This is a genomic window from Actinomyces sp. zg328, assembly GCF_009829635.1.
GTDB lineage: Bacteria > Actinomycetota > Actinomycetes > Actinomycetales > Actinomycetaceae > Actinomyces > Actinomyces marmotae.
The window spans coordinates 120224-142330 of sequence record NZ_VWPE01000003.1 but is presented as its reverse complement, the minus strand read 5'-3'; the positions used below and the strand labels follow the sequence as shown (position 1 = coordinate 142330).

General features: G+C 70.0%; 22 protein-coding genes. 19 read left to right on the top strand and 3 right to left on the bottom strand.

Features of this window, described 5'->3' with window-relative positions; genetic code table 11:
- The first annotated feature begins 29 nt into the window (after window positions 1–29).
- From GVV75_RS03085 to GVV75_RS03030, 12 genes are all read left to right on the top strand, one after another.
- The gene (locus tag GVV75_RS03085) at window positions 30–854 is read left to right on the top strand and encodes an SDR family NAD(P)-dependent oxidoreductase (protein WP_159522812.1); all 825 of its coding nucleotides are present in this window, start codon (window positions 30–32) and stop codon (window positions 852–854) included.
- A gap of 123 nt (window positions 855–977) precedes the next feature.
- The gene (gene tpx, locus GVV75_RS03080) at window positions 978–1475 is read left to right on the top strand and encodes a thiol peroxidase (protein WP_159813425.1); all 498 of its coding nucleotides are present in this window, start codon (window positions 978–980) and stop codon (window positions 1473–1475) included.
- A 69-nt stretch (window positions 1476–1544) separates the two neighbouring features.
- The gene (pyrE, locus tag GVV75_RS03075) at window positions 1545–2114 is read left to right on the top strand and encodes an orotate phosphoribosyltransferase (RefSeq protein ID WP_159813423.1); all 570 of its coding nucleotides are present in this window, start codon (window positions 1545–1547) and stop codon (window positions 2112–2114) included.
- A 139-nt stretch (window positions 2115–2253) separates the two neighbouring features.
- Window positions 2254–2589 carry a helix-turn-helix transcriptional regulator gene (locus GVV75_RS03070; RefSeq protein WP_159813421.1) on the top strand — a complete coding sequence of 112 codons (336 nt, stop codon included), beginning with the start codon at window positions 2254–2256 and terminating at the stop codon, window positions 2587–2589.
- Window positions 2586–3437, top strand: a complete 852-nt coding sequence (locus tag GVV75_RS03065) for an ImmA/IrrE family metallo-endopeptidase (RefSeq protein WP_159813419.1) — start codon at window positions 2586–2588, stop codon at window positions 3435–3437. Before GVV75_RS03070 ends, GVV75_RS03065 begins: the two co-directional genes overlap by 4 nt.
- Window positions 3430–4128: a TrmH family RNA methyltransferase gene (locus GVV75_RS03060; protein ID WP_236266040.1), complete on the top strand. Its 699-nt coding sequence runs from the start codon at window positions 3430–3432 to the stop codon at window positions 4126–4128. Before GVV75_RS03065 ends, GVV75_RS03060 begins: the two co-directional genes overlap by 8 nt.
- A 195-nt stretch (window positions 4129–4323) precedes the next feature.
- Window positions 4324–5373, top strand: coding sequence for a class II fructose-bisphosphate aldolase (gene fbaA / locus GVV75_RS03055; RefSeq protein WP_159522824.1), 1050 nt, complete (start codon window positions 4324–4326; stop codon window positions 5371–5373).
- 305 nt (window positions 5374–5678) lie between these two features.
- Window positions 5679–7010: an ABC transporter substrate-binding protein gene (locus GVV75_RS03050; protein ID WP_159522826.1), complete on the top strand. Its 1332-nt coding sequence runs from the start codon at window positions 5679–5681 to the stop codon at window positions 7008–7010.
- 126 nt (window positions 7011–7136) lie between these two features.
- Complete coding sequence (locus GVV75_RS03045; protein WP_159522828.1) at window positions 7137–7976, top strand: carbohydrate ABC transporter permease; 840 nt, start codon at window positions 7137–7139, stop codon at window positions 7974–7976.
- Window positions 7973–8872 (top strand): carbohydrate ABC transporter permease, encoded by a 900-nt coding sequence (locus GVV75_RS03040; protein WP_159813415.1) that lies wholly within the window; start codon window positions 7973–7975, stop codon window positions 8870–8872. Before GVV75_RS03045 ends, GVV75_RS03040 begins: the two co-directional genes overlap by 4 nt.
- 1 nt (window position 8873) lies before the next feature.
- A complete protein-coding gene (locus GVV75_RS03035; RefSeq protein WP_159717639.1) occupies window positions 8874–9542 on the top strand; it encodes a DUF624 domain-containing protein in 669 nt (222 codons plus the stop codon).
- Window positions 9543–9633: 91 nt separating this feature from the next.
- Window positions 9634–10920, top strand: coding sequence for an adenylosuccinate synthase (locus tag GVV75_RS03030; RefSeq protein WP_159813413.1), 1287 nt, complete (start codon window positions 9634–9636; stop codon window positions 10918–10920).
- Between the two features lie 131 nt (window positions 10921–11051).
- Here the strand turns inward: GVV75_RS03030 and GVV75_RS03025 are convergent, their stop codons facing one another.
- Together GVV75_RS03025 and GVV75_RS03020 are read right to left on the bottom strand one after the other, a co-directional pair.
- On the bottom strand, window positions 11052–11918 hold the full coding sequence (locus tag GVV75_RS03025) for an LppM family (lipo)protein (protein ID WP_159813411.1): 867 nt from the start codon (window positions 11916–11918) through the stop codon (window positions 11052–11054).
- Window positions 11919–12004: 86 nt separating this feature from the next.
- Window positions 12005–12781: an LppM family (lipo)protein gene (locus GVV75_RS03020; protein WP_442858381.1), complete on the bottom strand. Its 777-nt coding sequence runs from the start codon at window positions 12779–12781 to the stop codon at window positions 12005–12007.
- A 223-nt stretch (window positions 12782–13004) separates the two neighbouring features.
- Between GVV75_RS03020 and GVV75_RS03015 the strand changes: the two genes are divergently transcribed.
- The 7 genes from GVV75_RS03015 to purQ all read left to right on the top strand — a co-directional run bounded on the left by GVV75_RS03015 (window position 13005) and on the right by purQ (window position 20026).
- A complete protein-coding gene (locus GVV75_RS03015) occupies window positions 13005–14849 on the top strand; it encodes a phosphoenolpyruvate carboxykinase (GTP) (RefSeq protein WP_159624619.1) in 1845 nt (614 codons plus the stop codon).
- Between the two features lie 177 nt (window positions 14850–15026).
- Window positions 15027–16280, top strand: a complete 1254-nt coding sequence (purD, locus tag GVV75_RS03010) for a phosphoribosylamine--glycine ligase (protein WP_159813407.1) — start codon at window positions 15027–15029, stop codon at window positions 16278–16280.
- A gap of 92 nt (window positions 16281–16372) precedes the next feature.
- Complete coding sequence (locus tag GVV75_RS03005; RefSeq protein ID WP_159813405.1) at window positions 16373–17296, top strand: phosphoribosylaminoimidazolesuccinocarboxamide synthase; 924 nt, start codon at window positions 16373–16375, stop codon at window positions 17294–17296.
- A 68-nt stretch (window positions 17297–17364) separates the two neighbouring features.
- Window positions 17365–17964 carry a hypothetical protein gene (locus tag GVV75_RS03000; protein WP_235905124.1) on the top strand — a complete coding sequence of 200 codons (600 nt, stop codon included), beginning with the start codon at window positions 17365–17367 and terminating at the stop codon, window positions 17962–17964.
- The gene (locus GVV75_RS10250; protein WP_236266039.1) at window positions 17965–18897 is read left to right on the top strand and encodes a PsbA protein; all 933 of its coding nucleotides are present in this window, start codon (window positions 17965–17967) and stop codon (window positions 18895–18897) included.
- A 157-nt stretch (window positions 18898–19054) separates the two neighbouring features.
- Window positions 19055–19309 (top strand): phosphoribosylformylglycinamidine synthase subunit PurS, encoded by a 255-nt coding sequence (locus tag GVV75_RS02990; RefSeq protein ID WP_159522846.1) that lies wholly within the window; start codon window positions 19055–19057, stop codon window positions 19307–19309.
- A 3-nt stretch (window positions 19310–19312) separates the two neighbouring features.
- Window positions 19313–20026, top strand: a complete 714-nt coding sequence (gene purQ / locus GVV75_RS02985) for a phosphoribosylformylglycinamidine synthase subunit PurQ (protein WP_159522848.1) — start codon at window positions 19313–19315, stop codon at window positions 20024–20026.
- Window positions 20027–20588: 562 nt separating this feature from the next.
- Here purQ and GVV75_RS02980 read toward each other — a convergent pair.
- On the bottom strand, window positions 20589–22034 hold the full coding sequence (locus tag GVV75_RS02980) for a glycosyltransferase (protein WP_159522850.1): 1446 nt from the start codon (window positions 22032–22034) through the stop codon (window positions 20589–20591).
- Between the last annotated feature and the right edge of the window lie 73 nt (window positions 22035–22107).

The window sequence follows — 22107 nt, the reverse complement described above, 5'->3', positions numbered from 1 at the left end:
ACGGCGGGCCCTGGCGCTAGCCTGATGTCATGGGAACCGCACTCATCACCGGAGGCACATCGGGCATCGGACTGGAGCTCGCCTGGCAACTCGCCGAGGCCCATCATGACCTCGTGCTCGTGGCCAGGGACGCGGCACGGCTCGCCGCCGTCGCCGAGGAGATCCACCAGGCAGCGGGCGTCGGTGTCCAGGTGATCGAGGCCGACCTCTCCGTCCCCGAGGACCTCGAGCGCGTGGCTTCTCGCCTGCGGGACGGCGTGACCGGCGCCGTCGTCGGGGCGCAGGGCGTGCACAGCGCCGAGCAGGTGGCGGCCCGTCCCATCGACCTGCTCGTCAACAATGCCGGGTTCGCCGTTGGCCAGGCCTTCGTCGGCGGCGACCTGGGCCAGGAGAGGCGCGCCCTCGACGTCATGGTCGGCGCCGTTATGACCCTCACCCACCAGGCCCTTCCCGGCATGGTGCGGCGCGGGCACGGCGCCATCCTCAACATCGCCAGCATGACCGCGCTGACAGCCATGGGGACCTACGCCGCTCACAAGGCCTGGGTGCGGACCTTCACCGAGGGGATCGCCTCCGAGCTGGTGGGCACCGGGGTGACCGCCACCGTCGTCAATCCCGGTCTGACCCGTACCGAGTTCCACGACCGCGCCGGCATGGATGGCTCCCACTGGCCCGAGGTCATGTGGCTCGACGCCGCCGACGTCGCCCGCGCTGCGCTCGCGGCGGTGCGCCGGGGCCAGGTCATCTGCACGCCGTCGGCCCGCTACCAGGTGGGCAACGCGGCGCTGAGGCTGGCGCCGAGATGGTTCGTGCGCCGTGTCGCCGGGCACGCCTCGGCGGCCACCCAGTACTGAGCGCGCTCACGCCCACTGCCACCGCCCCGGTGGGCGGCCCCGCCCCGGTGGGGCCGATGCGCGCCGGTTCGCGGTAGGCGGACTGGGCTCGATGAAGGACGATGGTCCTGCCATGATGGCGGCATGGCTCAGATCACCCTTCATGGAGACCCCATCACGACTACCGGAACCCTGCCCGCCGTGGGGACCGAGGCTCCCGCCTTCGAGCTCGTCGGCGCCGACCTCGCCCCGGTGACGAGCGAGTCCCTGCGCGGCAAGCGCCTCGTGCTCAACATCTTCCCGTCCATCGACACCGGCGTGTGCGCCTCCAGCGTGCGCGAGTTCAACAAGCGCGCCGCCTCCTTGGGAAACACCACCGTCCTGTGCGTCTCGGCGGACCTCCCCTTCGCGCACGCCCGCTTCTGCGGCGCCGAGGGAATCGAGAACGTCGTCACCGCCTCGAGTTTCCGTTCCACCTTCGGCCACGACTACGGCGTGACCATCGCCGACTCTCCCATGGCTGGACTGCTCTCGCGCGCCGTCGTCGTCCTGGACCCCCAGGGCACGGTTCTCCACGCCGAGCAGGTCCCCGAGGTCGCGCAGGAGCCCGACTACGAGGCCGCGATCGCCGCGCTCTCCTGAGCCTAGGCCCCATCCGGGTCCCGGCCGCCCAGACGGGAGGCCGGGACCCGGATCGTCTAACCTTGGGGTGTGAGCACCAATGACCCTCAGCGCGCCCGCCTGGCCGAGCTCGTCGGCGAACTCGCCGTTGTGCGAGGCGCCGTCACTCTCGCCTCCGGCCTGACCTCTGATTTCTACGTGGACATGCGCCGCGCCACCCTTCACCATGAGGCCGCCCCCCTCATCGGCCACGTCATGCTCGATGTGCTCGAGGAGGCGGGCCTGACCACCGAGGACTACGACGCCGTCGGCGGCCTGACCATGGGGGCGGACCCGGTGGCCACCGCCATGCTTCACGCGGCCGCCTCGCGCGGCCTTGAGCTCGACGCCTTCGTCGTGCGCAAGGCCGCCAAGGACCACGGCATGAAGCGCCGCATCGAGGGCCCGGGTGTGGAGGGACGCCGCGTCGTCGTCCTGGAGGACACCTCCACCACCGGTGGCTCCCCGCTGGAGGCCGTGGAGGCCCTGCGCGAGGCCGGTGCTGAGGTGCTCGCCGTCGCCGTCGTCGTTGACCGCGCGACCGGTGCCCGCGAGCGCATCGAGGCCGCCGGCCTGCCGTACTTTGCTGCGCTGGGCCTGAGTGACCTCGGGCTGGGCTGAGTTCGCGGTCCAGTCCACGAGTGCTTGTCATCGTGCGCTCTGCTCGTGGACTGGACGCCCGGGTTCGCCAGGCTGATGTGGCTTACTCCGCCTTCGCTCCATCTTTCGATAATCGAAACTCGCGGGTACGCTTGAGACCATGGGATCCATTGGCGCCCGCATCAAAGAGACGTTGGTCGCGCGCGGCCAGACTCAGGCGGCTCTGGCTGCCGCCGTCGGTCTGAGCGAGTCGGCGATGTCCAAGGCCCTCGCCGGGACCCGCTCCTTGTCATCGATCGAGGCGGCGCTCATCGCCGAGCATCTTGGCGTCACGATGCACTGGCTCGTTACCGGTGAGGCGGATCCTTTCGAGGTCCGCGCGGCTGCGCGGCACAGCTATGACCGGCCCACGGGGGCCTACTCGTGCGATCCCTCTGCTGACCGGCGGGTGCTTGAGGACATCGCCCTGGTCTACCGGCAGGTGCAGTCGGCGTGAGCGGCCTGAGCGTCCAGCGGGCTGCGGCTAAGGCTCGCTCCGCCCTGGGGGAGGGCTTCGCCTCCTGCTTCTACGACCGGGTCGAGGACGCCCTCGGAGTCGAGGTGATCGTTGTCCCGCTGTCCGAGGACGGGTACTCGCTGACTCTCGGGGGGCACAAGGTCATCGTCGTGGCGGCGACGGAGCACTGGTACCGGAGCAACTTCACCCTCGCCCATGAGCTCGGTCACCTCCTCGTCGAGGGTGCGTCCTCATTGGGCGGTCAGGAGGCCGAGGACATGGCGAATGCCTTCGCGGCCGACCTGCTCATGCCCGTGGAGCGTGTCGGTTCCGTTGACTGGGGGCGGGCGACGGCCGCGACCGTCGCCCAGTTGTGCTGGGAGCTTGGAGTGTCCACCCAAGCCCTGGAGGTCAGACTGAGGTACCTGCGTGTGACGCCCGGCGACGAAGCGCGCTCGGCGTTGGCCGCATCGACGGCAGCGCTGCTGAGGAACTCGCTCGCATCATCGGTGGCGTCGCCTGCCGATGTGTCTGCGCGTGTGCAGTACTCCGCTCGCCGTCGGTTCCCTGAGCGGGTTGTCACGGGGCTGCGCCGTGCGGTCGCGGACGGAAAGGCTCCCCAAGCATCGCTTTGCTGGGTGCTCGGCCTGCCCGCGCAGGAAGAGCGCGACGACGACGATGAGGCGGTCGACTCTCACGGGCTCGACAGGAACCAGGCACACGAGGCACTGGCCACCTTGAGGAAGCACGACCGTCACGTCCCTTCTTCCGACCCGACGGGCTACGACCAGATCGTCAACGACCTGTGGGAGAAGCAAAAACAACGTGGGACGCAGCGCCGTGACTGATGATGTTCAAGAGGCGTACGGTCCCGGCCATCGCCCCCCTCTGCCGCCTGAGGAGGACCGGCCGGCGGACGACCGGGAGGTCGGCGTCGGGCCCTGGCCCGGGGGAGAGGGCGCCTGGCCCACGGACCCCCGGTACGACCCCGAGCTCCTGCGCGAGGGGGACCGGCGCAACGTCGTCGATCGCTACCGGTACTGGAGGGTGGAGGCCGTCCGCGCCGACCTCGCCTCCCGCGCCCACCCGCTCCAGGTGGCCATCGAGAACGTCAGCCAGGACCTCAATATCGGCTCCATCGTGCGCAGCGCCAACGCCTTCAACGTCTCCGGCATCCATATCGTGGGGCGGCGCCGCTGGAACCGTCGCGGCGCCATGGTCACTGACCGCTACCTTGACGTGCGCCACCACCCCGGACCGGAGGGCCTCCTCGCCTGGGCGATCGCCGAGGGCTATGAACCGATCGCCATCGACAACGGCCCCGGCTCGACGCCGCTGGAGCAGGCGCGCCTCCCCGAGCGCTGCCTCATGATCTTCGGGTCGGAGGGCCAGGGCATCAGCGAGCAGCTCCTCGCGGGCTGCTCCCGCCTCCACCGGATCGGCCAGTACGGCTCCACCCGGTCGATCAACGTCGCGGCGGCCGCCGCCGTGGCGATGCACGCCTGGGTCCTCCAGCACGGCGGCCCCGCGCCCGACTGACCGCGCCGCCCGACTGACCGCGCCGCCCGACTGACCGCGCCGCCCGACTGACCGCGCATCCGCCGGTGCTGCCGCGCTGCCGTGCCCGAGTCGGAGTGAGCAGGGGCCCCGGGACCATCGCCCGGTACCCGATCGACCTGATCCGTGGAAGAATCAGTGCCGCACCATTGCCACATCTCACCCAGGAGGCACCCAGTGGCCATCGCTACCCCGGAGTCGTACGCGGACATGCTTGATCGCGCGAAGGCTGGCAAGTACGCCATCCCCGCCATCAACGTCACCTCCTCCCAGACTCTCTCCGCCGCCCTGAAGGGTTTTGCCGACGCCGAGTCGGACGGCATCGTTCAGATCTCCAACGGCGGCGCCGCCTACTGGTCCGGCTCCTCCCGCGCCGACAAGGTGAAGGGCTCGATCGCCTTCGCCGCCTACGCCCGCGCCGTCGGCGACCTCTACCCGGTCCAGATCGGCCTGCACACCGACCACTGCCCCAAGGCGATGCTCGAGCCCTGGATCATCCCGCTCCTGGAGATCGAGGCCGAGCAGGTCAAGCGCGGTGAGCTCCCGATGTTCAACTCCCACATGTGGGACGGCTCCGCCGAGTCCCTCGACGACAACATCGAGATCGCCGTCGACATGCTCGCCCGCGCCAAGGCCGCCAACGTCGTCCTCGAGATCGAGATCGGCGCCGTCGGTGGCGAGGAGGACGGCATCAAGGGCGAGGAGAACGCCAACCTCTACACCACGGCCGACGACGCCTGGCGCGCCATCGAGGCCCTGGGCCTGGGTGAGAACGGCCGCTACATCACCGCCCTCACCTTCGGCAACGTCCACGGCGCCTACAAGCCCGGCCACGTCAAGCTCCGCCCGGAGATCCTCGGCGAGATCCAGGACGACGTCGCGAAGCGCCTCGGCGACCGCCTGTCCACCAAGGTCGGCACCCAGGACTCCCCCTTCGACCTCGTCATGCACGGCGGCTCCGGCTCCACCGACGAGGAGATCGCCACCGCGGTGCGCAACGGCGTCATCAAGATGAACGTCGACACCGACACCCAGTACGCCTACACCCGTCCGGTGGCCGACTGGATGCTGAAGAACTACGACGGCGTCCTCAAGATCGACGGCGAGGTCGGCAACAAGAAGACCTACGACCCGCGCGCCTGGGGCAAGGCCGCTGAGAACGGCATGGCCGCCCGCGTCGTCGAGGCCTGCGAGCGCCTCGGCTCCGTCGGCTCCGCCAAGCGCTGATCAACCTCGCGGAGCGCTGGATGTGAGCGCGTCACCCGGCTGACGCTCCCATCCGGATGACAGGCGGCCCCGATGCCCATGCGGCATCGGGGCCGCGCCGCTCCGTCTCGGGCCAGGGGCCCGAGCCCCTTGCTGAGCCGCGGCGCGGCGATATCTGGCCTGAAAGACTTGCAGCAAGGGGGGCAGGATGTGCAATGATGGGGTGTCGCCCGCGACATCGGACCTACCCCGGGCTCGTCGAGCGGGCAGTCGCTCACGCGGGGCTTTCCTCGCCCACGCGGTTGTCTTGTCCAAAGGAGGACCTCATGCGACTCGTTTCCCGCCGCTCCATGCTCTGTGGCTCCGCCGCGCTCGCTGTTGCTGCAACCCTGGCAGCCTGCGGTGAGTCCGGTTCCTCTGGCAAGGGCGGTGTCTACTTCCTCAACTTCAAGCCCGAGGCCGAGGAGGCCTTCAAGGCCATCGCCGAGGCCTACAAGGCCAAGACCGGAGTCGAGGTCAAGGTCGTCACCGCCGCCGCCGGCAAGTACGAGGAGACCCTGACCTCCGAGGTCGCCAAGTCCGCCCCGCCCACCCTGTTCAACATCAACGGCCCGGTCGGCCTGGCCAACTGGAAGGACTACGCGACCGACCTGAGCGACACCGCCGCCGCCAGGGCCCTCACGGACAACTCGCTCGCCCTCAAGGGCGACGACGGCAAGATCTACGGCGTCCCGCTGGCCACTGAGGGCTACGGCATCATCTACAACAAGGCCATCCTCGACAAGTACTTCGCCATGGACGGCGCCAAGGCCGCGAGCGTCGGCGAGATCAAGGGCTTCGCCAAACTCAAGGAGGTCGTCGAGGACATCCAGGCCAAGAAGGACGAGCTCGGCATCAGCGGCGCCTTCGCCGCCACCTCGCTCTCCCCGGGCGAGGACTGGCGCTTCCAGACCCACCTGGCGAACTACCCCGTCTTCTACGAGCTGCGCGACCTGGGTGCCACCGATTCGAAGGACCTCAAGCTCACCTACTCGGAGAACTACAAGCAGATCTTCGACCTCTACCTCAACAACTCCACCATCGCCCCCACGGAGGCCTCCGCGAAGGCCGTCACCGACTCCATGTCCGAGTTCGCGCTCGGCAAGTGTGCCTTCGTGCAGAACGGCAACTGGGCCTGGTCCCAGATCTCCGAGGTCGCGGGCAACACCGTCAAGCAGGAGGACATCCACTTCCTGCCCATCTACGTGGGCGTCGAGGGCGAGGAGAAGTACGGCATCGCCCTGGGCACTGAGAACTACCTGACGATCAACTCCGAGGCCCCCGATGCCGCCAAGGATGCCACCAAGGACTTCCTCAACTGGCTCCTCACCGACGCCGAGGCCGCCAAGATGCTCGTCGACAAGTCCGTCGTCTCAGTGGCCCCCTACTCGGCGTTCTCCAGTCTCACCCCGGCTGACCCGCTGGGCAAGGAGATCGTCTCCTACCTCAACAACAAAGAACTCTCCCCCGTCAACTGGGTGTTCCCGACCTTCCCGAGCCAGGAGTTCAAGGACCAGCTCGGCCAGCACCTGTCCCAGTACGCCTCCGGCAAGGAGGACTGGACCGCGGTCAAGGACTACTTCGTCAAGGGCTGGGCCGAGGGCAAGGCCAAGGCCTGATCCTCCGCCCTCGCGGCAATGCTCCGCCGACGGCGCCCGGCCACCCGGCTGGACGCCGTCGGCTGAGCCACCCACCTCCCGCCTCCATTCGGCCCGGCAGAGTCGCCGGGCGCTGCAAGAGGAATCATGAACAGCGCACTCAAGAAGTACTTCCCGATATTCGCCGGACCCACGATCCTGGCCTTCCTCATCGCCTTCCTCGTCCCGTTCTTCATGGGGCTCTACCTGTCCTTCACCAAGTTCAAGACCCTGACGAACGCCAAGTGGGTGGGCCTGGATAACTACTCCAAGGTCCTTGAGTCGGACTTCGGCTCGGCGCTGTGGTTCACGGTCATCGTCTCGGTGATCTCCATCATCACCGTCAACCTCGGGGCCTTCACGCTGGCCTACCTGCTGACGCGCAAGCTCAAGGGCACCAACTTCTTCCGCTCGGTGTTCTTCATGCCCAACCTCATCGGCGGCATCGTCCTGGGATTCACCTGGCAGGTCATGCTCAACGCGATCCTCAAGCACTGGGGCCAGACCATCGTCAATGACTGGCACCTCGGCCTCCTCGGCCTCATCCTGCTGGTGAACTGGCAGCTCATGGGCTACATGATGATCATCTACATCGCGGGGCTGCAGAACGTTCCGCCCGAGCTCATCGAGGCCGCGCAGATCGACGGGGCGAATGGGTGGACGACGCTGCGCAACGTCACCATCCCGATGGTCATGCCCTCGATCACCATCTGCCTGTTCCTCACCCTGGCGAACACCTTCAAGATGTTCGACCAGAACCTGGCGCTGACCAACGGCGCCCCGCTCAAGAAGACCGAGATGGCGGCCCTGAGCATCTACAACACCATGTACCACGCCCGCAACCAGATGGGGCAGGCGCAGGCCGCCGCGGTGATCTTCTTCCTCATCGTCGCCGCGATCGCGCTCGTTCAGCTGCGCGTCACCCGCGCCAAGGAGGTCGACGCATGAGCGCCGCCAGCACCGCCGTCCGGCCCACCACCGCCCCGGCCCGCGCGAGGGCCGCCGAGCCCAGCGGGAGCATGGGGAGGACGATCATCACCGCCCTCCTGGCGATCCTGTCGCTCGTGTGGCTGGTCCCGTTGGTCTTCATCCTGATCAACTCCTTCAAGGGCCGCTTCCACATCTCCGACAGCCCCTTCTCCCTGCCCACGGGTGAGCGCTTCTCCGGATTCACCAACTACGCCTCCGGCCTCAAGCTCAACGGCTTCGCGCAAGCCATCGGCTGGTCGCTGTTCATCACGGTGGGCTCGGTCGCGGTGATCCTCCTGCTGACCGCGATGACCGCCTACTACATCACCCGGGTGAAAACCTGGTGGACTTCCGTCATCTACTACGTCTTCGCCTTCTCGATGATCGCCCCGTTCCAGCTCGTCATGTTCCCCACCTCCAAGGTGGCCGACCTGCTCGGACTGGCCAGCCCGTGGGGAATGATCGTGCTCTACCTTGGCTTCGGCGGGGCGCTGTCGGTGTTCCTCTTCGCGGGGTTCATCAAGTCGATCCCCATGGAGATCGAGGAGGCCGCCTACATGGACGGCTGCTCGCCGCTGCAGACCTACTTCCGGGTGGTCATGCCGCTGCTCAAGCCGACGGCGGTCACGGTCGCCATCCTCAACACCATGTGGGTGTGGAACGACTACCTCCTGCCCTACCTGGTCATCGGCCACGACGAGAACTACAAGACCATCCCGATCGTCATCCAGGCGCTTACCGGCTCCAACGGGAACAAGGACCTGGGAGCGCAGATGGCCATGCTCGTCCTGGCGATCATCCCGATCGTCGTCTTCTACCTGGTGAGCCAGAAGCACATCATCGAGGGCGTCGCCGCCGGCGCCGTCAAGGGCTGACGTGGCCGGACTCCTCCGGTTCGACTCGCCCTTCCACAGGGCGTGGTCAGCGGCCGCGGACCTCGTCGTTATCAACGGTCTCACCCTTCTGGGGTGCCTGCCCGTGGTGACGGCGGGGTCCGCCCTCGTCGCCTGCCACCGCGTGACCATGGAGATGGCGCGGGAGGAGGATGTCTACACGGTCCGCTCCTGGTGGCGCTCCTTCCGCGTCAATCTGCGTGGCTCGCTGGCCTGGTGGCTGCCCATGCTCTCCCTCATCGTGCTGGCCGCCGTCGAGCTCGTCGTCCTGGGCGGGCGGCCGGGCGCCGCGCCCCCGGGAAGCGCCTCCCGCCTCGCCTCGGGCGTCTCGGGCCTCGTGCTGGCGGCTACCCTCGTCCTGGCCGGCGTGGCCGCCTGGCTCCTGCCCCTGGTGGCCTTTTTCGACAACACGGCCTCCGGTCACCTGGGGAACGCTCTGCGCCTGGCGGTCGGGGCGCTCGGGCGCACGAGCCTGTGCCTGGTCATCACCGCGGCCCCGATCGCCTTGCCCCTCGCGCTGCCGAGGACGCTGCCGGCCGTGGCCTGGTTCATGGTCATCATCGGCGTTGGCTTCCAGGCCTACCTCATCGCCCTCGTTCAGCGCGGCGTGATCGACCGCCTGCGTCGGGCCGCCGGCGCGCCCGATGCCTGAGCGCTGATCGGCGGGCCCGGCGCGCCCGGCTCTCGGGTAGCCTGGGCGGCGGCGCGCGCACCTGCCCGCCTCAGAGCAACAGGAGAGAGACATGCCAGGCATTGTCGTCGTTGGAGCCCAGTGGGGTGATGAGGGGAAGGGTAAGGCGACCGATCAGTTCGGCCAAGGCGTCGACTACGTCGTCAAGTTCAATGGTGGCAACAACGCCGGCCACACCGTCGTCATCGACGGCGAGAAGTTCGCCTTCCACCTCCTTCCCGCGGGCGTCCTCACCCCGGGCGTCACCCCGATCATCGGCAATGGCGTCGTCGTGGACCTGGAGGTCCTCTTCGCGGAGATCGCGGACATCGAGGCGCGCGGCAAGGACGCCTCCTCCCTGCGCATCTCGGCCAACGCCCACCTCATCCCCTCCTACAACCGCATCATGGACCAGGCCACCGAGCGCTACCTCGGTGACCGCCAGCTCGGCACCACCGGGCGCGGCATCGGCCCGACCTACTCGGACAAGATGAATCGCGTGGGCCTGCGCGTGCAGGACCTGTTCGATGAGTCGATCCTGCGCCAGAAGGTGCGCGGCGCCCTCGACCAGAAGAACGGGGTCCTCACCAAGATCCTGGGGGCTGGAGCCGTGGACCCCGATGCGGTCGCCGATGAGTTGCTGTCCTACGCCGAGCGCGTGCGACCCATGGTCATCGACTGCTCGCTCGTGCTCAACAACGCCCTCGACGCGGGCAAGACCGTCCTGTTCGAGGCGGGCCAGGCCACCATGCTCGACATCGACCACGGCACCTACCCCTTCGTCACCTCCTCCAACCCCACCGCCGGCGGCGCCTGCACCGGCACGGGGGTCGGCCCCACGCGCATCGACTCCGTCATCGGCGTTGCCAAGGCCTACACCACGCGCGTGGGGGAGGGCCCCTTCCCGACCGAACTTACCGATGCCACGGGCGAGCGCCTGCGCGCCGAGGGAGGGGAGTTCGGTGTGACCACGGGCCGCCCGCGCCGCTGCGGATGGCACGACGCCGTCGTCACCCGGTACGCGGCGCGCGTCAACGGACTGACTGATCTCGTCCTCACCAAGCTCGATGTCCTCACCGGGCACGAGGAGATCCCCATCTGCGTGGCCTATGACGTCGACGGTGAGCGGACCGATGAGATGCCGCTGACCCAGACCGGCTTCCATCACGCCACGCCCATCTACGAGGTCATGCCCGGCTGGGCCGAGGACATCACGGGCGCCCGGGAGTTCTCAGACCTGCCCCGGCCCGCGCGGGATTACGTGGAGCGCATCGAGGAGCTGGCGGGCTGCCGCGTGTCGGCAATCGGCGTGGGCGCCGGGCGCGAGGCGACGATCGTGCGCCACCGGCTCCTCGGCTGACGGCGCCCGCTCGCGCGGCTTCGGCCGCGCGAGCGCGGGCCGATCGACACGGCAGAGCCCCCGGCATCCGTGGATGCCGGGGGCTCCTATCACGTGGCCGGGCCCAAGAGCCTGGCCGCGCTCAACCGGTCTCAGTACTGATTGCCGTAGGGCTGCTGGGGCGGCTGCTGGTGGTTCTGCTGCCCGGGCTGGCCGTACTGCTGCGGGTAGCCGGGCTGCGCCGCGCCGTAACCGGCGGCGGGGTCGTACCCGGCCTGCATGGGCTGGCCGGGAACGGCGGGAGCGCCGTAGGGCAGCGCCGAGGCCGCGGCCTTCTTCTTCTTGGAGGCGACGACCGCCGCCACGATGCCACCGATGACGAGCAGGGCCACGACCCCGCCGATGCCCAGGATGAGCGCGAGCTTCGAGTTGGAGGAACCGGAGGAGGAGCCGGAGCCCTTGTCCTTGCCGACGGCGTGCAACTTGGTGTCGGACTCGGTCAGGATGTTCTTCCAGGTCACCTTCGTGCCATCAACCGTGGAGCTGCCGGAGTGCTCGGTCACCTCGCCGGGGAAGGTGACATTGGCCGAGACGGCGATCCCGGGAGGCGTACTCCGCGAGCTGTCCCGCATGCTGGACACGTCCCAGTCGAAGACGTACGTGTCGCCCTCGTGCTTGATGCCCTCACCGTTGGTTGACTTCGTGTCACTGAGCTTAACGCCCTTCATCTCCATGGTGCACGAAGGACTGCCGTCCTTGTCTCCGAAGGTGTAGGTCGGCTTCACCCCCTCCGGGAGACCGGACTTGCCGAATCCCTGGCCAGCCATCGTTTCCTCCGAGCAGGATTCCTTCGTCAGGGCTCCGGAGTTCGTGCTGTCCCACACGGTCATCGTTAGGTCGAAGGTGTCGTCGTCATGGATCTTGAAGTCGACGCTGCCACCGCAGGCGGTCAGGGTGAGAGCGGCAGTGGGGAGAAGGAGGGCCGCTGTGATCTTGCGGCGCAGCGAGGAGATAGCCATAGGCCCAGCATAGGGATGAAATGGCCCTGAGCACCACGGGGAGTCCGCCCCATGGGCGCCTTCGCGTGGGAAGCGCCGCGGGGCCGTCAGCCCCGCGCTCGGCGGCGCCTGAGAGCGGCCACCGCCACGGCCGCCGCCAATCCTGCCGTGCCGCCGATGACCCACCAGGAGTAGCGGTCCCAGAAACTCAGGCCGGCGTTCGCCCGCGTGTGCCCGGTGGCATGGATCCCCGCGAGGATCGTGTCCGTGTCCTCCCAGGTGACGGTCCTGCCATCGACGCTGCCGCCGCCGCCGTCGACGACGGCGCCCGGGAAGGTCACCGAGATCCTCGAGTCGAGCGGCGGGGCGGTCGGCCCGGCCCCGACGGTGGGCGCGGGGCCCTGGGGCCCCTGCGAGCCGCCCCTGCCCGAGGGGGCGGAGTCGCCCCCGGCGCCCGCCTTGCCCGTGGGGGTCGTGAGGCCGTCGGTGAGCCTCGTCAGATCGACCGCGTACAGATCGTCCTCGCGCACGACGAGCGCGTCCGAACTGGCCTGGTCGGACGCGGGGATCTCCACGCCGCTCACGGTGATCTTGCAGGCGATCTCGTCGTCATCGGCCTCGACGACCTCGGCCTGCGCGCTCGCGGAGGTGCCCGCGACGGCCTTATCCGCCAGTCTCTGGCAGTCATCCTTGGACGTGAGCACCTTGCCCGTGGAGTCCCGCATCTCGATGACGGCGCTGTACCGGCCGTCGGCGCCGATCTCCATCTCGAGGTTGGCCGTGCAGGCGCTCAGCGCCAGGGGCACGGCGAGCGCGGCCAGGCGGGCCGCGCGGCTCCGTCGGCTCCGGGAGTGCGCGACGCGGGCGATTCGGTCAGGGTCCATGCTCTTCACGGCCCGACCGTACCCCGGCTGGCAAGGGCGCCGGGGCCGGTGGCGGGCACGATGAGGACGACGAGGATGTGGCGCAGGCCATGGGCCCGTCCCACCTCTGCGCTTCTGGTGAAAGCGTCTCGATAGGACCAAGGTGCGCGTGACTCCCAGCGCGTTGTGGGGGAGGATTGGCCTCGACCGATTGAGGGTCAACCAACCCAAGGAAGGGACTCATATGACCGCCACTGCGCAGGACGTCCGCGCTGCTGCTCCCGCCAACGCGCCCGAGGATGTCATCGACTTCGCCATCCGCCTCGCCGAGCTCGGCAAGCCGGAGAAGGTCTACTTCTGCGACGGCTCCCAGGAGGAGTGGGACCGCCTGACCTCCGAGATGGTCGAGTCGGGCATGTTCACCCGCCTCAACCCGGAGAAGCGCCCCAACTCCTTCCTCGCCCGCTCGCTTCCCAGCGACGTCGCGCGCGTTGAGTCCCGGACCTACATCTGCTCCGAGAAGGAGGAGGACGCGGGTCCCACCAACAACTGGTACGACCCGGCCGAGATGAAGGCCATCCTCAACGAGAAGTTCGACGGCACCTACGCCGGCCGCACGATGTACGTCATCCCCTTCTCCATGGGCCCCCTGGGCGGCCCGATCTCCCAGCTGGGCATCGAGATCACCGACTCCCCCTACGTCGTCGTCAACATGCGCATCATGGCGCGCATCGGCGCCAAGGCGATGGACCTCATCAACGAGGGCCGCACCTGGGTTCCCGCCGTCCACTCCGTCGGCGCCCCCCTCGCCCCCGGCCAGGAGGACACCACCTGGCCGTGCAACGAGGAGAAGTACATCACCCACTTCCCCGAGACCAACGAGATCTGGTCCTACGGCTCCGGCTACGGCGGCAACGCCCTGCTGGGCAAGAAGTGCTACGCGCTGCGCATCGCCTCGACGATGGCCCGCCGCGACAACTGGATGGCCGAGCACATGCTCATCCTGCGCCTGACCGACGAGAAGTCCGGCAAGCAGTACCACGTCACCGCCGCCTTCCCGAGCGCCTGCGGCAAGACCAACCTCGCCATGCTCCAGCCCACCATCGAGGGCTACAAGGTCGAGACCGTCGGCGACGACATCGCCTGGATGCGTCAGGGTGAGGACGGCCGCCTGCGCGCCATCAACCCGGAGGCCGGCTTCTTCGGCGTCGCCCCGGGCACGTCCTACAAGACGAACCCGATGGCCATGGAGACCATGAAGGCCAACACCATCTTCACCAACGTCGCCCTCACGGACGACGGTGACGTGTGGTGGGAGGGCATCGACGCCGAGATGCCCGACCACCTCATCGACTGGCTCGGCAACGACTTCACCCCGGCCGACGCCGCCGAGGGCAAGAAGGCCGCGCACCCGAACTCGCGCTTCACCACCCCGGCCTCGCAGTGCCCGATCATCTGCCCCGACTGGGAGGCTCCTGAGGGCGTCGCCATCGACGCGATCCTCTTCGGTGGCCGCCGCGCCTCCAACGTGCCGCTCGTCGCCGAGCAGTACTCGCCCGCCCACGGCGTGTTCATCGGCGCCTCCGTGGCCTCCGAGGTCACCGCCGCCGCCACGGACGTCAAGGCCGGCTCCCTGCGCCACGACCCCTTCGCCATGCTACCCTTCTGCGGCTACAACATGGCCGACTACTGGGGCCACTGGCTGGAGATCCAGGAGCAGTTGGGCGAGAACTTCCCGAAGGTCTACCAGGTCAACTGGTTCCGCAAGGACGAGGACGGCAAGTTCCTGTGGCCGGGCTACGGGGACAACTCCCGCGTCCTGGACTGGATCGTGCGTCGCGCCTCCGGCGAGGTCGAGGGCATCGAGGGCGTCACCGGCATCTACCCCAAGCGCGAGGACTTCAACCTTGAGGGCGCCGGCGTGAGCGAGGCCGACTGGGACAAGATGTACGACATCGACCCCGACGCCTGGGCCGCCGAGATGGACGACACCGAGCAGTACTTCTCCCAGTTCGGCGACAAGGTCCCCGCCGCCATCCGCGAGGAGCTGGCGAAGTTCCGTGAGCGCATCGCCGCCGCCAAGGCCTGAGGGCTGACACCACCTCACCCATGTGAGTGAGGGCGGCTCCAACGGGGGCCCGGACCGTGCCCACGGTCCGGGCCCCCGTTCGCTACCTCCCGCGCTCACGCCCAGGCGGTCCTCCCGCCCTGCTCGTCCCCCGGAGGGCGGTTCCACCAGCGCCGCTCACCCGGCTACGCTGGCCACGTGAAGATCCTGCTCCTGGGCTCCGGCGCGCGCGAGCACGCCCTGGCCCGCGCCCTCGCATCCGACCCCGCCACCACCGAGCTCGTCGTCGCCCCCGGGAACCCCGGCACGGCCGCCATCGCCACCAACATCAGCGCTGACGCCGATGACCCCGAGGCCGTCGTCGCGCTCGCCCAGCAGATGGGCGCCGACCTCGTTGTCATCGGCCCAGAGGCGCCTCTCGTCGCCGGGGTCGCCGACGCCGTCCGCGCCGCGGGCATCCCCTGCTTCGGCCCCGGAGCCGAGGCCGCCCGCCTTGAGGGCTCCAAGGCCTTCGCCAAGGAGGTCATGGCCTCCGCCGGCGTCCCCACCGCCGAGGCCGCCGTCTGCGACACCCCCGCCGAGCTCGAGGCGGCCCTCGACCGCTTCGGCGCCCCCCACGTCGTCAAGGAGGATGGCCTGGCCGCCGGCAAGGGCGTCGTCGTCACCCCCGATCGCGCCACGGCCCTCGAACACGGTCTCGCCTGCCTGGCCAAGCAGGGAGGGCGCGTCGTCGTCGAGGATTACCTCGATGGCCCAGAGGCATCCATCTTCTGCGTCTGCGACGGCGCCACCGTCCGCGCCCTCGCCCCCGCCCAGGACTTCAAGCGCCTAGGCGACGGGGACACCGGCCCCAACACCGGCGGGATGGGCTCCTACACGCCGCTGAACTGGGCTCCCGCCGACCTCGCCGAGCAAGTCGTCAACACCGTCGCCCAGCCCGTCATCGACGAGCTCGCGCGCCGCGGCACCGCCTTCGTCGGCCTCCTTTACTGCGGCCTCGCCCTGACCTCCAAGGGCCTGCGCGTCGTCGAGTTCAACGCGCGATTCGGCGACCCCGAGACCCAGGCCGTCCTTGCGCGCCTGACCTCCTCCCTGCCCGAGCTCCTCCTGGCCGCCGCCACCGGCCGCCTCGCCGAGGCCCCCGAGCCCACCTGGAGCGCCCGGGCCGCCGTCGACGTCGTCCTCGCCGCACCCGGTTACCCCGGCACCGTCATCACCGGCGGGGCCATCACCGGCATCGAGGAGGCCGAGAGGGTCGACGGCGTCCATGTCCTTCACGCCGGCACCGGGCGGGATGATGACGGCACCCTCATTGCCACCGGCGGGCGGGTCCTGTCCATCGTGGCCCTCGGGGAGTCGGTCGCCGACGCGAGGGAGCGCGCTTACCAGGCGATCAGCCGCATCCACCTCGACGGCGCCCAGTACCGCGCTGACATCGCCGCCGGGCGCTGAGCCCCGCGCGCCCGCCCCGCGCCACCGCGCGCCCTGGGGCAATGGGCAGATCATCGCTGCGCGCGGGCAGGTCAGGGTGGCAGGATGGGCGCATGAGCACCATGCCAGGACCCGCCCCCCTGACAGTCTCAGGCTGGGCCCACCGCTCCAGCGGGAAGGTCCGCGATGTCTACGCCCCCGATGCCATCAGCCCCTGGGCGGGCCAGGACGTCCTCCTCATCGTCGCCTCGGACCGCATCAGCGCCTACGACCACGTCCTGGACACCACCATCCCGGATAAGGGCCGCATCCTCACCGCCATGTCCGCCTGGTGGTTCGAGCAGCTCGCCGATGTGGTCCCCAACCACCTCGTCACCCTCGACGTGCCCGAGGAGGTCGCCGGGCGCGCCATGATCTGCCGGCGCCTCGACATGCACCCCATCGAGTGCGTCGCCCGCGGCTACCTCACCGGCTCCGGCCTCATCGAGTACCGCCTCAACAAGACCGTCTGCGGCCTGCCACTGCCCTACGGCCTGACCGAGGCCTCCCTGCTGCCCCAGCCGATCTTCACCCCCGCCGCCAAGGCCGAGGTCGGCGAGCACGACGAGAACATCTCCTACGAGCGCGTCGTCGAGATGGTGGGGGAGTCCACCGCCGCCAAGCTCCGCTACGTCACCCTCGCCCTCTACACGCGCGCCGTTGACATCGCCGCCCGGCGCGGCATCGTCATCGCCGACACCAAGTTCGAGCTCGGCGCCGGCCCCGACGGCTCCCTCATCCTGGGCGATGAGGTCCTCACCCCCGACTCCTCCCGGTTCTGGCCCGCCGAGGAGTGGGAGGAGGGCAGGCCCACCCCCTCCTTCGACAAGCAGTACGTGCGTGACTGGCTCGTCTCCCCGGCCTCCGGCTGGGACCGCGCCTCCGGTGACAGGCCCCCCGCCCTGCCCGACGACGTCGTCGAGCGCACCCGCGCGCGCTATCTCGAAGCCTACGAGCGCCTCACCGGGGCGCCGCTCGACCTCGGGGAGGCCCGGTGACGACCGCCGGCCGGGGCGCCGTGCCCGGGGGCCCCGCCCCCGGCGCGTTCGGGGGCCCTGCGCCCCGCGTGACCCGCAGCTTCCGTCCCGGGCGGGGTTTCGTCGTACTCGTCGTCGTGGCGACGGTCGTCGTCATCCTCGCCCTGGCCGCCGCGCTCGCCAGCGCCCTGGGGGCCCGGGGGACCTCCGCGATCCTCGGGGGGATCGCCCTGCTCGTCGTGGGCCTCGGGCTCATCGTCGCCCTGCGGGTCCCCGCGCGCTCGCTCGTTGTCAACGCCCCGCGCCTGCGGCTGGATCGCAACCGCGCCGCGGCCGCCCGCAAGCGCGCCCTGGCCGAATCGGCCCGCTTCGGCCAGGCGGGTCCTCAGGGGCGCCCCGGCCGGCCCGCCGCCCCCGGTGCCGATCTGACCGTCATCCCCACGGGCGGCTCCACCGCCATCGCGCTGCCCGAGCCCAGTGTCCGTCGCGAGCTCACCGCCCTCGACGTCGTCTCCGGCCCCGTGTCCACCGCCCTGGTCTCGACCCCGCTGGGCCGCGCTGCTGACGAGCGCCTCTCGGGCACCACGACGGGCGAGTCACTGCTGCGCCTCGGCCAGATCCTCGTGGCCGCCTTCGGCTTCCTCCTCATCTCCCTCGGGCTGGCCTCCATCCTCGGGCAGGTGATCTGAGTGGCCCCGCCGATCGGCCGGGATCGTCGGCCCGCGTCCGAGCGGGGGCCCGTCAACTGGGGCCAGTCGCGCCCCTCGCGAGGATCTGGCAGGAGGTGGCGCACCACCTGGTCCGAGGCCGAGATCATCGACGCCGATGAGGACCTGGGCCCCAATGCCCCAGGCTTCGCCTCCCGCCCCGCCGCGGACGACGGCCCCTCGGAGCCCAATGCGCCCGGTGCCCCCGGCCCGAGCGGCCCTGCCCCATCCGGAGGACCCCGCGATCCCCGGGGAACCGACTGGGGCGTTGGGCGCGGTCGCTCCACGGAGCCCACGCCGCTGCAGCGGGCCCGCACCCCCTGGCCGGCCTCGCTCGTGCGCCAGCGCCTGGCGGGCATCGCATGCGCCCTGGTCGGCCTCGTCCTGGCCACCACCTCGGCGATGCGCCTGGCCACCGCCGCCAACGCCGGGCATCCCTGGGTGCCGCCCTGGCTCGTCGTCGTCCTGGGAGGCGCTGGACTCGTGTCCGCCGCCGGGTATCTCGCCTGGGCCGGCGGCACGCCGGTGCGCGGCGAGGCCGAGCGCTGGGAGCCCAGCCTCGTGGATGTGGCCGCCGGGTTGACCAATGGTGATGTCAACGTCGCCGACCCCCAGCGCCTGCTCACCTCGGGTGTCGAGAACGATCCCGCTGGGCTCGCCTCCACCGGGGCTGGGCCGCGCGTCGCCGTCGGCTCAGGTCCGAGGCCCCTCATGGGGACCTCCACGGTGGACCAGTCGAGCCAGGCCCCCGCGGGCGTGGCGGGCGCCGTCGGCGGCTTCATGCTCGCCGCCGCCGTGGTCTGCGCCGTCATCGCCCTCGTGCTGGGTCCCGCCTGGCTCATCGGCACCTGCGCCCTGGCCATCGGCGGCATCCTCGCCCTCAAGCTCGCCGGAGACTGGCTCGGGCGCATCTAGGCGCCGCGGCGCCCCGCGCGGGTCATCCCCGGCTCCGTGGCTGTCGATCGGCGGCAAGGCCCGCCGGTGATCGACGGCGGTGGACAGCCCCGGAGGCGCGGGCGCGGACTGGTTACACTGGTCGCGCCGCACTTCCCCCAACTCCCAGGAGAGCACATTGGGACGCATCGTCGTTGAAGTCATGCCCAAGCCGGAGATCCTCGACCCGCAGGGCAAGGCCGTCATGGGGAGCCTGCCCAGGATCGGCCTCACCGGATTCACCGGAGTACGGCAGGGCCGTCGCTTCGAGCTCGCCGTCGAGGGGCCCGTCACCCAGGAGCACCTCGACGACGCCGAGCGGGCCGCCAGCACCCTGCTGTCCAACCCCATCATCGAGGACGTCGTCTCCGTCCACCCGCTTCAGGAGGACTGAGCCGTGAGTGACAGCCCCGTCGGCGCCCGCATCGGAGTCATCACCTTCCCCGGCACGCTTGACGACGTCGATGCCGCCCGCGCCATCCGCCTGGCCGGCGGCGAGGCCGTGAGCCTGTGGCACAAGGACGCCGACCTGAAGGGCGTGGACGCCGTCGTCGTCCCCGGCGGCTTCTCCTACGGCGACTACCTGCGCTGCGGCGCCATCGCCCGCTTCGCGCCCGTCATGGGCGAGGTCATCAACGCGGTCGGCGCCGGGATGCCGGTCCTGGGCATCTGCAACGGCTTCCAGATCCTCGCCGAGGCCCATCTGCTGCCCGGAGCCCTCATCCGCAACGACCACCAGAAGTTCTACTGCCGCGAGCAGCGGCTGCGCGTGGAGTCGACGACGACCGCCTGGACGTCCTCCATGGACGATGGCGAGGAGATCGTCGTCCCGCTCAAGAACGGCGAGGGCAACTTCATCGCCTCCCCCGAGGAGCTCGACCGCCTTGAGGGCGAGGGCCTCATCGTCTTCCGCTACATCGACAACCCCAACGGCTCGGCGAGGGACATCGCCGGGGTGCGGAACGAGCGCGGGAACGTCGTCGGCCTCATGCCCCACCCCGAGCACGCGGTGGAGCCGGGTTTCGGCCCCGACTCGCCCGCTGGCCCCCGGACCGGCACTGACGGCCTGCGGATCTTCCAGTCGGTCATCAGCTCCCTCGTGGCGGCCTGAGCCGCTTCTTATCGATCCGGCCCGGTGGGCGCGCCTCGCGCCCACCGGGCCGGGTCGCGCGCCGCGCCCGGGGCCCGGGCGGTGGGGCGCCCGGCCGCGCTCGTGGGGCATGATCGGGAACCTGTAAGAAGCCTGGGAGTTATCCACAAGCTTGCTCGGCGGGCTGTGGACAATCCGGTGTTGATCGCTCTGAGACCGAAGGTCCCGAATCGTATCGGCATCGTGATCGGGGAGGGGCAGTCTCGTGCCGGGGCCGGCCTCCCGGGTGGCTCCCTGGAATGGCGGGCTGCCGCGGGAAACGGGGGTTCGAGAGCTCTAATCGTGAGAAGAACCGCATGATCTCAAGGATTTGACCGATCCTGGCAAGACCCTGTAGGTAGCCTGAGAAGAGGCTCGCGCCCCCGCATGTGGTACATACGGGGGCGCAATCGTGAGTGTGAGGGCGCCTTCACAGGCGGAGGCCCGTCATCTCGCGGCTCATCCCCCACTGCGCACATGCCTGTGGAGGAAGCCTGTGGAAAACTCTGGGGGAAGGTGCGCGCCCGGCCGCTGGGGCCGAGCCTCAGGGCCGCTCAAGGGCCGCCGCGAGGGCGTCGAGGACCTGGAGGAGATGCCGGTCCGGCAGGAAGGAGCGGCGCACCGACTCGTGCGCCGTCGCCCCCATCTCGGCCGCCCGCTCGGGGAAGAGCAGCAGGTCCGCCACCGCTTGAGCCCAGGCCGCGCCGTCATGCGGATCCACGAGGACGCCATCAACGCCATCGGTCACCTGCGTGCGGATCCCCCCGACGCCGGAGGCCACCACGGGGGCCTTCTTCCACATCGCCTCAGCCACCGTCAGCCCGAAGGCCTCGACGATCGAGCGCTGAGTGACCACCGAGCTCACCCGCTGCACGGCGTTGATCACGAGCGCGTTGACCTCCCGGTCATGGGCCGGCACCGCCGCGATGTGAATGCGCGAGCGCGCCGCCGCGGGGAGGAGCTCAACGGCCTCGACGGCCTCGTCCAGCACCCGCTCGGCGGCGCTCCTCTTGTCGGGGCAGGGGCCCACCAGCAGCAGATGGGCGTCGTCGGGGAGCGCCTCCAGGTTCTCTGCGAAGGCGATCGCCAGCTCCTTCATCCCCTTGAGCCGGTCCCAGCGCGAGACCTGCGTGACCGTCCGCGCTCCCAGCGGCACCGGGCCCCCGGCGCGCATGACGCCGCCCTCGGCCGCCGCGGAGCGCAGCGCGTCCGTCCGCCCGTCGCCGCGGATGAAGGGGAATGCGTCGAAGGGGGGCTCGCCGTCGAAGATCCCCGCCAGGCGTGCGATCGACCAGGCCTCATCCATGTCGAGGACCCGGTTCTTGGGGCTGTCGGGGTCGATGGAGGGTGGGATGACGGCGCAGGCCTCGGGCTCGGTGAAGGGGGGACGGTACTCCTCGCAGGAGACGATCACGTAGTCCGCGTCCTCCAGGTAGCGGTCCAGGAAGGCCCAGGCGCGCTGGGCGTCCTCAACGCCCTCGGGGCTGGCGGTGGCCAGATCCGCGCCCGCGTGGCAACGCCACACGACGACGGCGCCCGCCGCCTTGAGGGGGCGCGCCAGGCCGGCGGTCGCTGGATCGTGGAGGATGACGATGTCGCCCTCGCGGATGTCCCCGGCGACGTTCTCCGCGTTGGACGCCAGCGTGTGCTCGTAGAGGTCGCGCTCCTTCTCTCCCAGGCGGCCTCGGTCCCCGATATCCCCATGGATCCAGGAGTGCAGGCGCCCGCTGAGGGCGGTGAACTCCGCCGGAGCGTCCAGGCACAGCCATCGGGCGTCGACATCCAGGCCGCGGGCATAGCCCGCCAGGGGGGCGACGGTCTCCACCGGGCCAGCGCCCGCCTGGTCCGTGGGGGTCACGATCCACAGGGCGCGCCCCTCCAGGAGCGCCTGGGCGGCCGCCACGCCGTCGCGGAGCCGGTGCGCGGCGACCTCGTCGAGGTGGGGCTCGAGCTCGGACAGGGGCAGTGGAGCGACGTCGATGGTTCTCATGGCACGATCTTGCCCTGTCCGCGTGTGAGAGGGCGCACCTTTTGGGGCGCGTCTTCATCTCTAATCGCCGAGC

Coding starts and splice junctions, on each gene's coding strand:
- GVV75_RS03085 (WP_159522812.1), top strand. CDS start 30: ATGGGAACCGCACTCATCACCGGAGGCACATCGGGCATCGGACTGGAG.
- tpx (WP_159813425.1), top strand. CDS start 978: ATGGCTCAGATCACCCTTCATGGAGACCCCATCACGACTACCGGAACC.
- GVV75_RS03070 (WP_159813421.1), top strand. CDS start 2,254: ATGGGATCCATTGGCGCCCGCATCAAAGAGACGTTGGTCGCGCGCGGC.
- GVV75_RS03050 (WP_159522826.1), top strand. CDS start 5,679: ATGCGACTCGTTTCCCGCCGCTCCATGCTCTGTGGCTCCGCCGCGCTC.
- GVV75_RS03045 (WP_159522828.1), top strand. CDS start 7,137: ATGAACAGCGCACTCAAGAAGTACTTCCCGATATTCGCCGGACCCACG.
- GVV75_RS03040 (WP_159813415.1), top strand. CDS start 7,973: ATGAGCGCCGCCAGCACCGCCGTCCGGCCCACCACCGCCCCGGCCCGC.
- GVV75_RS03030 (WP_159813413.1), top strand. CDS start 9,634: ATGCCAGGCATTGTCGTCGTTGGAGCCCAGTGGGGTGATGAGGGGAAG.
- GVV75_RS03025 (WP_159813411.1), bottom strand. CDS start 11,918: ATGGCTATCTCCTCGCTGCGCCGCAAGATCACAGCGGCCCTCCTTCTC.
- GVV75_RS03020 (WP_442858381.1), bottom strand. CDS start 12,781: ATGGACCCTGACCGAATCGCCCGCGTCGCGCACTCCCGGAGCCGACGG.
- GVV75_RS03015 (WP_159624619.1), top strand. CDS start 13,005: ATGACCGCCACTGCGCAGGACGTCCGCGCTGCTGCTCCCGCCAACGCG.
- GVV75_RS03005 (WP_159813405.1), top strand. CDS start 16,373: ATGAGCACCATGCCAGGACCCGCCCCCCTGACAGTCTCAGGCTGGGCC.
- GVV75_RS02980 (WP_159522850.1), bottom strand. CDS start 22,034: ATGAGAACCATCGACGTCGCTCCACTGCCCCTGTCCGAGCTCGAGCCC.